Source organism: Bacillus sp. UNC41MFS5 (assembly GCF_000686805.1).
In genome coordinates, this window is the sequence record NZ_JMLP01000016.1 from 98,896 (window position 1) to 112,361 (window position 13,466).

At 38.9% G+C, this 13,466-nt stretch carries 11 protein-coding genes; 9 read left to right on the forward strand and 2 right to left on the reverse strand.

Features of this window, described 5'->3' with window-relative positions; genetic code table 11:
* Positions 1 to 6: 6 nt before the first annotated feature.
* Both BR30_RS0109340 and BR30_RS0109345 read left to right on the forward strand, forming a co-directional pair.
* Complete coding sequence (locus BR30_RS0109340) at positions 7 to 990, forward strand: aldo/keto reductase (protein WP_026564804.1); 984 nt, start codon at positions 7 to 9, stop codon at positions 988 to 990.
* Between the two features lie 13 nt (positions 991 to 1,003).
* Complete coding sequence (locus BR30_RS0109345; RefSeq protein ID WP_026564805.1) at positions 1,004 to 1,606, forward strand: polysaccharide deacetylase family protein; 603 nt, start codon at positions 1,004 to 1,006, stop codon at positions 1,604 to 1,606.
* Positions 1,607 to 1,675: 69 nt separating this feature from the next.
* Here BR30_RS0109345 and BR30_RS0109350 read toward each other — a convergent pair whose 3' ends face one another.
* The gene (locus BR30_RS0109350) at positions 1,676 to 2,290 is read right to left on the reverse strand and encodes a YesL family protein (RefSeq protein ID WP_026564806.1); all 615 of its coding nucleotides are present in this window, start codon (positions 2,288 to 2,290) and stop codon (positions 1,676 to 1,678) included.
* A 172-nt stretch (positions 2,291 to 2,462) separates the two neighbouring features.
* On the opposite strand from BR30_RS0109350, the gene BR30_RS32935 reads away from it, so the two are divergent.
* The 5 genes from BR30_RS32935 (at position 2,463) to BR30_RS0109375 (ending at position 8,494) form a co-directional block, all read left to right on the forward strand.
* A complete protein-coding gene (locus BR30_RS32935) occupies positions 2,463 to 4,241 on the forward strand; it encodes a sensor histidine kinase (protein WP_051633531.1) in 1,779 nt (592 codons plus the stop codon).
* The gene (locus BR30_RS0109360) at positions 4,207 to 4,998 is read left to right on the forward strand and encodes a response regulator transcription factor (protein ID WP_026564807.1); all 792 of its coding nucleotides are present in this window, start codon (positions 4,207 to 4,209) and stop codon (positions 4,996 to 4,998) included. Before BR30_RS32935 ends, BR30_RS0109360 begins: the two co-directional genes overlap by 35 nt.
* Before the next feature lie 135 nt (positions 4,999 to 5,133).
* Positions 5,134 to 6,423 carry an extracellular solute-binding protein gene (locus BR30_RS0109365; protein WP_035445304.1) on the forward strand — a complete coding sequence of 430 codons (1,290 nt, stop codon included), beginning with the start codon at positions 5,134 to 5,136 and terminating at the stop codon, positions 6,421 to 6,423.
* 284 nt (positions 6,424 to 6,707) lie between these two features.
* On the forward strand, positions 6,708 to 7,583 hold the full coding sequence (locus BR30_RS0109370) for a carbohydrate ABC transporter permease (RefSeq protein WP_026564809.1): 876 nt from the start codon (positions 6,708 to 6,710) through the stop codon (positions 7,581 to 7,583).
* Between the two features lie 17 nt (positions 7,584 to 7,600).
* Positions 7,601 to 8,494, forward strand: a complete 894-nt coding sequence (locus BR30_RS0109375) for a carbohydrate ABC transporter permease (RefSeq protein WP_026564810.1) — start codon at positions 7,601 to 7,603, stop codon at positions 8,492 to 8,494.
* A gap of 278 nt (positions 8,495 to 8,772) precedes the next feature.
* On the opposite strand, the gene BR30_RS0109380 is transcribed toward BR30_RS0109375, so the two are convergent.
* Positions 8,773 to 9,942, reverse strand: a complete 1,170-nt coding sequence (locus BR30_RS0109380) for an endo-1,4-beta-xylanase (protein WP_026564811.1) — start codon at positions 9,940 to 9,942, stop codon at positions 8,773 to 8,775.
* Between the two features lie 451 nt (positions 9,943 to 10,393).
* On the opposite strand from BR30_RS0109380, the gene BR30_RS0109385 reads away from it, so the two are divergent.
* Both BR30_RS0109385 and BR30_RS38390 read left to right on the forward strand, forming a co-directional pair.
* Positions 10,394 to 10,666 carry a hypothetical protein gene (locus BR30_RS0109385; protein WP_026564812.1) on the forward strand — a complete coding sequence of 91 codons (273 nt, stop codon included), beginning with the start codon at positions 10,394 to 10,396 and terminating at the stop codon, positions 10,664 to 10,666.
* A gap of 56 nt (positions 10,667 to 10,722) precedes the next feature.
* Positions 10,723 to 13,350 carry a winged helix-turn-helix domain-containing protein gene (locus BR30_RS38390; RefSeq protein WP_026564813.1) on the forward strand — a complete coding sequence of 876 codons (2,628 nt, stop codon included), beginning with the start codon at positions 10,723 to 10,725 and terminating at the stop codon, positions 13,348 to 13,350.
* Positions 13,351 to 13,466 lie beyond the last annotated feature (116 nt).

The following is a 13,466-nucleotide window of genomic DNA, read 5'->3' on the forward strand; positions in this document are numbered from 1 at the left end:
TATAAAATGAATTATCGTGAACTAGGTAATACAGGAATCATGATCAGTGAGGTTAGTTTTGGCACATGGGCAATCGGTGGTGCTTGGGGGAAAACCAATGACACTGATGCACTGAAATCTTTGGAATATGCCATTGACCAGGGTGTTAATTTTTTTGATACGGCCGATGTATATGGGGATGGTCATAGTGAAGAGTTACTGGCAAAAGCCACTAAAGGCAGGGAAGACCAGATTTATGTCGCAACAAAGTTCTGCCGGCAGGGCGATATTTATGATCCAAAAAATTATAGCAATGAAAAAGTTAGCGCCTATTGTGAAGACAGCCTTCGCCGTTTGAATAGAGAGGCGATTGATTTGTATCAAATTCATTGCCCGGCAACGGAGATTTTGAAGGATGGCAGTGTTTTTGAAGTACTGGATCGGCTGAAGCAGGAAGGAAAAATCCGTCATTATGGAGTTAGTGTGGAAACCGTTGAAGAAGGTCTTATTTGTTTGGAATATCCAAATGTGAAGAGCCTGCAAATCATCTTTAATATGTTCCGCCAAAAGCCATTAGAGAAATTAATCCCGGAGGCTTATCAAAAAGGGGCAGGGCTTCTAGTAAGATTACCGCTTGCCAGTGGCCTGCTCACTGGTAAGTTTACTCTCGAGCATATATTTGAAGCTGATGACCACCGCCGTTTTAATGAAAATGGAGAAGCTTTTAATGTAGGGGAAACCTTTGCTGGTCTTGGATTCCAGAAGGGTGTTGAATTAGCTGATCAATTAAAGTGGATTGCAGAAGGCCGGAAATCGATGGCGAGCGCAGCACTGCGCTGGATTTTGGACCAAAATGAGATTACTTGTATTATTCCTGGATTTAAAAATGTTAAACAGGTCGAGGACAATCTATCGGCATTGGTTACTAAACCATTTTCAAATGAAGAAATGATTGAGATTCAACGATTCTATCAGGATAGAGTAAAGGATCATATTAGAGGTCCGTATTAAGGGGGTGTTCATTATGATTAACGAAGTTCCTACATCGCATAAGGCAGTGGCGATTACGTTTGATGATGGGCCCAATCCCACCTATACACCCCAAGTATTAGAGATTTTTTCGGAGGCAGTTGGAAAAGCTACCTTCTTTATGATTGGTGAGCAAATGAAGAAATATCCTGAGGTGGTAAAACAAGTGGCTGCCCTAGGACATGAAATCGGCAATCATACGTTTACTCACCCGAAATTATCTCAATTAAGTAACAGCGAATGTTTAGAAGAAATCGAACAAAATGAGAAATTAATAGAGGAACTGACCGGACAAAACCCTGTTGTCTTTCGTCCTCCTTATCTCGATTATAATCAGGGCACGGTTTCATTACTCCAGCAAAAGGGATATCCGATGATTGGTGCACTGAATTTAGAGGCTCAGGACTGGGAACAGCCCGGGGCAAGGCATATCCTCGAAAAATCAAGAGACGTGATAAAAAATGGCAGTATATTAATTTTTCATGATGGTTATGGGGACCGTTCACAAACGATAGAAGCGGTTCGAAAGCTAGTTTCTGAGATAACATCACAAGGCTATCAACTTGTAACGGTGAGCGAACTATTAAAATTAGCATAAAAAGAGGAAGCACAATAAGAGTTTGTGCTTCCTTTTGCTACTCCAGTTTCACGAGTAATTCTATGAGTGTTAAGCGGCTGCCTGCCCTTGTTTCTTTTCGATTTTTTGAAAGGCTAGATAACAGGATGCCATGATGATTCCCGCCGTCATGCTCCCGCCAAAGATAAACAATAGTGCCGGTATAAACCTCATGACAAAAATCGCAGCGATAAACCCAATAATCATCATCATATTGGGAACCGGATTCACTAACATGATGAAGAAAGCGTTTTTAAATAACTGGATAAATTTCACTTCATAGTGAACGTAAACAGGGAATATATACAAAACCGTCATGATCATTGCAAAAATAATGAAGTATAAAGGTATTTGAAGGCTTGTATCGATCTTGATATAGTTCAGGTCAATATAAATAATACACGCTAATAAAGCGAGAACCAGTCCTAATCCATTACTTCTAAGAAACTCTTTTTTATAGGTGCCCCAAAAGGTTTGAAACACAGGGATATCACTTTCACCCATGATCCATTTCCGTATAACCGTAAACATCGCCGTGGTTGCAGGGCTAATTCCAAACAACACGAGACCAAGGAGAGAGCAGCCAATCCATAATAAATTAACATAGGCAAATTTAGTGATCCACTCGGTAAGGGTATAAAGACCACTCATAGATAGCTTATTCATAAAAAGTCCCCTTCTTATGGTGCTTAGTTTTATACAATTATAGACCATTGAAGCTATATTGAACATGACCAACTTTTAAAAAATTGACATATTTTTGATTTTTAAAAATAATATTACAAAATTCGACAAATTGCTGTATTGTAGATAAAAACTATCCTAGAAGGGCGATAATATGTTCTCAAGATTACAAAAATGGAACACATTAAGAAATCAAATACTCGTCGTATTTTTAGTCGTTATGCTAATTGTTTTATTGATTGTCGGACTGTTAACTTTTAATAAAGTGTCAACTTTGCTGAAAAATAATGCCGAAAAACAAATTCAACAGACAGCAGTCGAGGCAAATGGAAGATTAGAATCTTTGTATAAACAAATTAACATGGCCTCGAAATTGGTCATGACGAATGATTCAATTCAAAGAATCTTAACAAAAGCGTATGGCGGATACCCTATTTCTTTTGCCGAGCGCCAGCAATTAAAGGGAATTGTGAATACCATACAAGCTAATACAGAGGGGATTTTTTCTTTTGAACTTTATACCAATACGATGAATCGTTTAATTCCATTAGACGATACAAATCTAGTCACTAGGATTGACGGAAAGTGGATTCAGCAGGCTGATAGCGCGAATGGACGACTGGTTTGGATCGGTGATGATCCGCGGAACTCAGATAATATCCTCGCATTGAGACGAGTGAATTTAATGGGGCGTGACTACGCAAATGGAGGATACTTGCTCATCAGTATTTATCGAAATTATCTTCAGTTTGTGGACCTAGATGAAACTAATATTGAAAATCAGTATTCGATATTATTAGATCAAAATTTAAAGCCAATCCTATCAAACTATAATAAGTCTCTCGAACCGATTATAAAGAATGAAGTCCCAACTCTTTCTTTGGACAACCAGGAGTATATGATAACAAAACAAAGGTCTAATGAAACCGGGTGGACAATGGTCATCTTAACCCCTGTTAAGGCTCTTACAAAAGGAATTAGTGTATTACGTTCGGGATTTATTATATCTGGGATTATTGGCTTCATTATCTTTTTAATTAGTTCACTCTTTCTATCGACTTTTATTACAAGACCGATTATTAAATTAACAAAAACGATGCAGCAGGCAAGCGCAGGCTCATTAACAATGAACCCCAGTGTAACCACTGTCAATGAAATCAATGAATTAAATAGTACCTATAACCAACTGGTTAAAGAAACCAATCATCTGATTAAAATGGTGTATCAAAAGGAAATTACCCGAAGCCGTAGTGAATTAAAAGCATTGCAAGCACAAATTAATCCCCATTTTCTGTTTAATACATTGGACGCTCTTAAGTGGACGCTAGAGGATAAAGATGAGGAAGAACTGGCAGAGTTTGTCGTTGCCATGTCAAATTTATTCCGTTATACGATAACCAAGCAAAACGATGGAGATTGGGTTTCTATAAAGGATGAAATCCAGCATATTGAAAACTATATGGAGATTATGAAGATGCGTTTCGGTGAGCACTTAAAATGGAAGTTAAACATGCCGCTTGAAACAGGGCACGTGAAAATTCCAAAACTGTTAATCCAGCCATTAGTCGAAAATGCGGTTCTCCATGGAGCAGGGAATACAATGAAGCCATGTACGATATCGGTTACAATCCAGCCAACGGCGGATCAAGAGTACCTGCACATACTTATAGAGGATGACGGTCCAGGAATCCATCCAGAAAAATTAGATTCGATTAAACAGGCTATTCAATCAGGCGGGATCATCTCTAAAAGCGGTAATGGAATGGCAATCTCCAATGTACACAAACGTTTAGAATTATACTATCCTGATCGTCTAAGAAGCGGACTTACCATTATGAGTAAAGTAAACATTGGCACAACGGTTTCATTTGTCATACCGGTAAAGGGGGAGGAAAACCATGTTGAAGACAAAGACAATTTTGATCGTAGATGATGAACCAAGAACACGCCAAGGGCTCAAGAAAACATTAGATACTTGGGCAAATGGGCAATATCAAATAAAGATAGCTTCGAATGGAGAAGAAGCTATTGAACTGATGAAGCAACAACAAAAAGTGCATATCCTCATCACAGACATCCATATGCCAGAAATAACGGGTTTACAATTATTAAAGATCGCCAAAGAACAAAATATATCCCCTGTCATCATTGTGATTTCGGCATATTCTGAGTTTGAATATGCCCAGGAAGCCCTTCGATTAGGTGTTATTAATTATTTACTAAAACCCATTAGTAAAAAAGCGTTAATAGAGGCTGTGGAGGAAGCGGTTCAAACGGTGGAGAAAAAAGAACGGGCTGGATTGATCGAGAAAGTGGTGGATACGAAACTCGTTGATGCCAATACCCATAATCCTTCTAACCGTGAGCCGGTTAGGGAAGCGATGGATTATATCAACAACCATTTAAAAAATGAGTTATCCCAAAAGGAAGTAGCTGATCATGTTCATTTAAATCCAAGTTATTTAAGTGTCCTATTTAAAGAACATGTCAAATTAACCTTCAGTGAATATGTAACCCGACGGAGAATCCAGCGTGCGAAGGAATTATTGGTATCTACTAATCTTCCCATTAACGATATTGCAGAAGAATCCGGCTATAAAACGGCTAAATATTTTATTAAGATCTTTAAAGAACTAGAGGGAATGACACCAAGCGCATACCGAAAGGACAATAATGAAAGGGTTTTCTAAAAATAGTAGTATTTTTCCTAATCGTTGTGACCTATTTTTCAGAACTGTCTGAATGTAGACTATAAATGTAAGTAATATCTAGAAAAGGTCATAGGGGGAATCACATTGTTAAAAAAGAAAACGGTTGCAATATTTATGTCTGTAATCATGCTTGTCTCTCTAGTGCTTGCGGGTTGCTCTTCCTCAAGTTCATCTGAGGAAAGCAGTTCAGATGGTAAAAAAGTTATCAAATTCATGCATTTATGGCCGGAAGGCAGCTCCAATGCTCAGTTCTCCATTGTAAAAGACATCATTAGTGAATACGAAAAAGATCATAATGTAAAAATTGAAACGGAAATTTTAAATCCTGATCAATACAGAGAAAAGCTTAAGGTCTTAGCATCATCCAATGAACTTCCTGATATTGGCATGACATGGTCAGATGGATTCATAAAGCCTTATGTAGAAGGTAACATGTTAGCTCCACTAGATGATATCGTTGAGGGAGATGCAGATCTTAAAGATGCGTTTATCCCTGGTGTAAAAGAATCGTATGCAGTGGATGGAAAAACATATGGCCTCCCACTAGAATTAAATATTTCCTACGTGTTCTACAACAAAGAAATTTTCAAGAAATTTAATCTTGAGGTTCCAAAGACTTTCTCCGAGTATAAAAATGTTGTAAAAACCTTAGCAGATAATGGCGTTATTCCTGCGACAGTAGGTGCAAAAGACGGCTGGCCGGCATCATTCTGGTTTATGTATCTAGCAGATCGGATTGGCGGGCCGACTATTTTAACAGATGTTATTAAAGGTAAAACAAAAATGGATGATCCAGCTATTGTAAAAGCAGCCGAAGAGGTACAAAACCTTGTTGATATGGGCGGATTTGTTAAAGGCGCGAGCGCATTATCAAATGACGATGCAAAAGGTTATTTCATGAACGAACAAGCAGCGATGTTCTTAACGGCTACTTGGGAGCTACCAAACTACACAACAAGCCCAGATGTTAAGCAAGAATTTAAAGATAAGATTGGCTATTTCAAGTTCCCAACTTATGAAGGCGGAAAAGGGACAAGCATCAACAGCTACGTAGGCGGCCCTGGTGTTGGTTTATTCGTAGCGAAAGATTCTAAAGTTCAAAAGGAAGCAAAAGATTTTGTTGGCTATCTTGTGAAGAGATGGGGAGAAAAATCAGTGACAGATGCTGGCGTTATTCCTGCAACGAAAGTAGACACATCTAAGCTGGACCTTGCACCAATGTACATTGAAATCTTGAAAGATTTAGGTGAAGCATCAAACGTAACTACTTACTTTGATACTCAATCAAGCCCGGCTGTATCAGAATTACACCATGATTTAGTTACAGCTCTATTCGGAAAACAAGTGACTCCTAATGAGTTTGTCAAACAACATGCGGAAGAACTTGCTAAAGAGAAAAAGTAAAATGACCTAATAGAATTTCAGGTGTAGAGGGCATACAATTTATGCCCTCTATCATTTTAACTTCTTTTCAAAATGGCTGTGTTAAAGATGAATGTTGAATTGGCACTCTGTTGATTGGAGTGGAAGGCACGAAGACTCCTGCGGGAGTACGGGGCAGGGGAGACCCCACAGGCGCTAAAAGCGCCGAGGAGGCTCCCCGGCACGCCCGCGGAAAGCGAAGTGCCTGGAACGGAAATCAACAGACAAGTTTAACACAGCCTTTCAAATAAGAAAGGAGTATTCATATGAGAAGTGTAATGTCAAACAAATGGGTAATAAGCCTTTACGTACTTCCTGCCTTAATTCTTATCCTGTTATTAATTTATATCCCAATTGTCTTAACTGGATATTATGGTTTGATGGACTGGAACGGCATCGGCAAGATGAAGTTCATCGGTTTAGAAAATTACATTGAATTAACAAAGGACACAAAGTTTTGGCAAAGTGCATGGCATTCCCTATTACTCGGTCTTTTTTCAACTTTAAGCTTGGTTGGATATTTAATTTTATCCTTGATTTTAGCAAGTAAAATCAAAGGTGCAAACTTTTTAAGAAAAATCTATTTAATCCCGATGTTATTATCTTCAGTAGCGATCGGACAGCTTTGGGCGAAGATTTTTGACCCAACGAACGGTATGCTTAACAGATTGCTAGTGTTGGTTGGTGTTGAAAATCCTCCGCTTTGGCTAGCGGATTCTAATATCGTATTATTTGCGCTATTCTTTCCAATCGTTTGGCAATATGCAGGTTTCTACATCATTATTTTCTACGCAGCGTTAAAAAATGTTCCTGAAGAACTGATCGAAGCGGCGAAAATAGATGGAGCGACGCCAATTCAAATTGCTTATAAAATTAAGGTTCCTCTTATTGCAGGCGTCATAAAAGTCATGGTTATCCTAGCCATTGTCGGTTCATTAAAATACTTTGACCTGATCTTCGTGTTAACCGGAGGAGGACCAAACGGTGCGAGTGAGGTTATGGCATCTTACATGTATACAGAAGCATTCAGTAAATATAACTTCGGTTACGGAAGTGCGATAGGATTCGGCTTATTGATCATCTGTCTTGTGGCAACATGGCTAATTCAAAAATTACTTAATACAAAAGATGTTGACTATTAAAAAGGGGAGTGAAAAGGATGAGTAAGGTTGCAGTTGAAATACAAAAAACGACCCTATCAGCTTCTTATAAAACCAGTAAATCACTAGGAAACAAAATTGGATTTGGAATTTTGTACTTCGTACTGGCAGTCATTGCGATTATTCAGGTTTATCCGCTAGTATGGCTATTCCTGTTTTCCTTAAAGACCAATCAAGAGGTATTTGGGATGTCACCGTTTGCGCTTCCACAAGCTCCACAATGGGGCAACTATGCAAAGGCTTGGACAGCGGGTCACATCGATGTTTACTTTTTTAACAGTGTGTTGTACACGGTCGCAGCGGTTGTACTTACTGTTATTCTTGCGAGCTTTGTAACGTTCGCGATCACAAGAATGGAATGGAAATTAAGTGGATTAGTTCTAGGTTTGTTTATGGCCGGATATATGATTCCACTTCATTCAACCTTAATTCCATTATTTAATTTCTTTAAAACGGCCAATATGATTGATAATCCAATGTCCGTTATCCTATCGTATGTAGCATTTAACTTGCCGATTACGATCATGATTCTATCAGGATTTTACAGAACAATCCCAAGGGAGATTGAAGAGGCAGCGGTTGTTGACGGCTGTTCGATCCACCGAATCTTCTTCCAAATCACACTTCCAATGACAGTACCTGTTCTATCTACTACTGTCATTATCAACATGATTTACAACTGGAATGAATTCGTATTTGTTAACACATTCCTAAGCTCTGATAAATGGAAAACCATCACAGTTGGGGTGAACAACTTCGTAGGACAGTATTTGACTGACTGGGGTGCTATTGGTGCAACTCTAATGATTAGTATTATCCCAGTATTGATTGCGTACTTTATTTTAAGTGACCGTATTGTCGAGGGAATTGCTGCAGGGTCTGTAAAAGGGTAATAGTGAGAAAAAAGCTGACTTGGGTCAGCTTTTTTTGATTCTCTTGCAAATGAGGAAGACGTGAATGAAATAATCAAAAGAAGAATCGTGCCCTCTCAAGCCGATTTCAATGGCCGGAGGGAACGAATAGCAATTAATCGTGCAACTCCAGCCAAATTTAGCGGTAAGTGGTAACTATTAACCAATAAGGGCCGACTTGTTTCATTTTATTTCGATTAGACGTAAAAAAACCAGCTCCTTCTTTGAGAGGAGCTGGTTTTGGCTAGTTACCTATTTTCTTAGTCCATAATAGCCCAATATGCAGGCTTAGTTTTATATTCTGGATCAAACACAAATGGGGCGTCTTTTCCTACACCATCATTGTATTGCTTTGCTCTGTCGTCTAACCAAGTATGGTTATCCGCTATGCCCCAAAACGTTACGTTGCTGATTTTATCACCTAATTTTTCATATAACTGGAATAAAGCATCATATCTGGCTGCCTGAGCTTTCAATCTTTCACCTTCAGCCACAATAGCTTCATAAGTAGGGAAAGCGGGTCTTGGCGGCCAACCATATAGGCTGACATCTAGCTCAGTTATTTGGTTATCTAAGCCGAGATCAGCGAACATGTTAATGGATTTTTCGATGTCCGCGTTAGAAGGCCAGCCGATTTGGATGTGAGACTGATGACCGACACCGTCGATTGGAACACCTTGCTGTAATAAATCATTAACAAGGTTATATAAGTTCGTTCTTTTTGGCTCTACTTCTGTATTGTAATCATTAATATAAAGCTTGGCATCTTTTGCAGCATATCTTCTAGCAGTCTCAAAAGCTACTTTAATATATTCATCGCCAGTGATTTTGTACCAGGCCGATTCACGCAGACCTTTTTCATTTTGAGGAGCATCGTCAATAACCTCATTCACAACATCCCAAGATTTTATATCATTTTTATAACGCTTTACGATCGTTTTAATATGGGTTTCTAAGCGTTTTAATAGAAGTTTTTTATTCTTTTCACGCTGCTTGGAGTCGGTCTCATCTACCATTGGGTTGCCTTTCTCATCAAGGAAGAACCAATCCGGTACCTGACTGTGCCAGACAAGGTTGTGGAAACGAAGTTCCATTCCATTTTCTTTTGCAAATTTCACTATTTTATCTGCCTCAGTAAAATTAAACTTACCTTCCTCGGGCTGAATATTAATCGGCTTCATGATATTTTCAGCTACGATACTGTTAAAATGCCGTTTTAAAACTTCAGCGTCAGTGCTATTTAACTGATAGGGTTCGACAGCTGCACCAATGGCGAAAGAATCTTTATATCTTTCAGCGATAGACGGTACGGTTAATGCATGAGAAGACTGGTTACTTGTTACTTCAGCAGCTGCCGTAGACATTCCTGCAGGTAATAATAAAGCTAAAGCTAATCCAGTAATGAGGGGTTTACGCATAACTTTTAACATGTATTAATATCTCCTTTATAAGTTATTAGTTGTGGGTGTTTGAAAGGGCTTTCTAAAAAGTCGAACCTAAACCTCCTTATTGTTAGTTTAAAAGCCAGGAGATACGTTGGGGAGTCATTATGTATTAAAGATCTTCTAGGTGTAGTAGTCCTGTCCTAAATATAGTATAACTGTTATAAACTTAGTTTGTCTACCGGATAAACTAAGTTTATTTGCAATTTTCTAAAAATAATAAAAAGGTATGAGAAGGTGTTGTTTTGGCATGTCATAACCTTAAACATGAACATCGAAAAGGGGAATCTCCACGGCTTCCCCAATGAGATCGCCAGAAAGGCCCCACCACGGATTTCCCGCATGAGGTCTAAAGATTACTATAGATTAATCTTGTTATTCACTCATATAATTAGACATAATGAAAAAATTGTTTTTAGAATTTTATAGTGGGGGAATTATGAAACCGTATCTAATTATTAGCCAAATCTTATATGTACTTTCTTTGATTCCCTGGTTTGTTATTTGGGGGTTGTCAATTATGAGCTTTGACGGCGGTGTGAATCTCGCTAATGGCTCTTTTGTTCTAGTGATCTCGCTATTTCCGTTTGCGGTTATCGTAGCTTCCATTCTTGCTTGGGTGTTCCGAGTGAAAAAGCCGCGATTTGCCATCATGATCAATTTAGTCCCGATGTTATGGATTATCGCTTTTTTTGGTTTCATGGTTTTGTAGTTTCATAACGCGGTTCTTTGGGTTGGCAGAGATTTATAGAAAGAGAGGGTAGTGAGTTGAGTACTAATTTATCGACACAAAATAATGCGGAAAACTTTCCGAACCGAAATTTTCTATTATCAACTAAATTTCACCTGCCCCATCCACCCAATCAACACCTAATCCGAGACAGACTATACAATAAATTAAATGGTGCCCTGCAATGTAAACTCACAGTGGTTACCGCCCCACCCGGATATGGGAAGTCCACGGTCGTAAGTGATTGGGTCCGAGATCAACAAATTAACGCTTGTTGGGTGTCGCTTGATGAAGGTGACAACGATGTGCTTCGCTTTTGGGCGTATGTAATCGCCACACTGGATAAAATCCATCCAGAAGTGGGGGGTATCTATGAAACATTGTTGCAGCCGTCGTTAATGTTCTCATCCGAACAAATGATTATCAATCTGATAAATAGGCTGATGGACATTCCGGATGAGGTCGTCCTCATTTTTGATGACTATTATCATATTGAAAGCTTCGAAGTTCATCAATCCATATCGTTTCTTTTGCACCATTTGCCAAGTCATATACATATTTGTTTAATAAGTCGAAATGAACCAGGATTCCAAATTGGCGCACTTCGGGCCAAGGGCCAAATAAATGAAATTAACAGTAATGAGCTGAAATTTACGATTGAGGAAATCTCAGCCTATTGGCTAAAGCAAACGGGTGTGTTCCCAAAACCGTCAGTCCTTCAGCTCCTAGCTGATTCTACGGAAGGATGGATTGCTGGAATTCAGCTGGCTACTCTTTCAGAAAGATCCGGTCAAACTGATACCTTAAATCAGTTTAATGGCAGCCATCGATATATCGTTGATTACCTTATGGAGGAAGTATTTCAACATCTTTCCGATGATCTGAAATTATTCTTAATGAAAACATCCATTCTTCATCGAATGAATAGTGATTTATGTGATAAGATCACAGATCGAAGTGACTCTAGCCAATTACTCAAGCAAATTGAGCTGTCAAATTTTTTCCTTATACCGTTAGATAGCCAGCAATATTGGTATCGTTATCATCATCTCTTCGCCGACTTTTTAGCCGCCCATTTGAAAAAGGAAATGCCAGAAGCCTATAAATCCCTGCATCTAAAAGCTTGTTATTGGTTCATTCAGTCTGGATCTAAGGAAGAAGCGATTCCATATGCGTTAATGGCTGAAAATTATGAACTAGCAGCCGAATTAATTTTGAGTATTGTCTCACCTTTGCTAAGAAGAAGGGAAGTAACAACCTTAGAAAAGTGGTTAAATCAATTACCCACACCCATTATCGAACGTCCGGAGATTTTAATTGTATTAACATGGGCGGAAATGTTGGCAGGTAAATATAAAAATGTAAGTCTTTTTCTTACAAAAATAAAGTCAGCTTTTTCAAGAGAGAATCATAGCGAACTAATCCTCCGTCTACAAGAGGAAGTGGTAGTGTTAGAAAATTTTAATGCCTTATTAATGGGGAATTATGAAGGAGCTATTAAGTTATTACGCCAATTAGCAGAACGGGACACTATGCCTGACGTTAAAATATGGCTTGATTATGGAATTGAGCTAAATTCAGGAGAACTCCCTATCCTTCGCGGGTATTATGGGATGAATGGAAGAGGAAAGCAGGCCCACTTGTTTCATCAACTATACCATACCTTTATAGAAAAAAATCAGTACCAGGAAACGGCATATGCTGCTTATCAGCGTGCAGCTTTTAGTGAAATTCATTACGAACGAAATCAAGATGGGTTGGCACTTGAATATGCGGAGACGGCAATCAGGCTCGCGAGGTCATATAGGTTAGTGGGGGCATATGTCCCGGCAGTGGTTATCAAATCAAAGATAGAATGGGCGAGTGAAAAGTCTAGTAAATCCTTTGAGAGTCTTACTCTAGCAAAAGCATACCTAAATGATTTAAACCTGCAATCTAGTCACTGGAGTCAGCTTTTAACGGCACAGATCGTTCGATTTCAGCTTGCAAATGGTGAGATGGAACAGGTGAATAAATGGGCGGAATCCTGTCGATTTCAAGATTTAACAGAACTTCCTCCTAACCGGGAATTTGAGCTGCTGGTCTATATCCTAATTCTAATTAAAAATGGGCAATTAAAGGAAGCCGATACCTTTGGGAAGTTCCTCCTAAATCAAGCAGAACAAAATGGACGAATGATGACCATGCTTGAATCTCACCTCTATTTAGCCGAGATCTCCCGCGGACTAGGAAAAGGCTTTGAAAGTCTCACCCACTTGAATCAAGCATTGAGACTTGGCGAAAAGCATGGTTACCAACAAATTTTTTCCGATATCGGTTTTAATCCAAAAGAATTGTTTCAACAATACCTTCTAGTGCGAAATAAACGTCACCAGTTGGAACTATTCACAGACGTTTCACAAAACTATCTTACTTCAATCCTGCAACAGGTTGGGATAGATGATTCATCTGAAGAGTCTAGTAACCGAAGCGGAGTTCACAAACTGACGGCTAGAGAAATAGAGGTTCTTCACTGGTTGTCCATGGGCTTATCCAATAAAGAAATTGCCGCAAAGTTGGTAGTAACTGAAGGGACTGTGAAAATCCATCTCAATCGCATTTACAGCAAGCTTGGAGCAAAAGGCAGAGTCGAGGCCATTCGAAAAATGGAACATAAAAGTTGGTAATTCACACGGTTAACATAATGAGATAGGATTTGCGCCGATTTGAATATATAACCCCCACTATAACCTTTGTTAGATTAACAGCAATAGATGATTTGATACCATAGGGATATCAACAG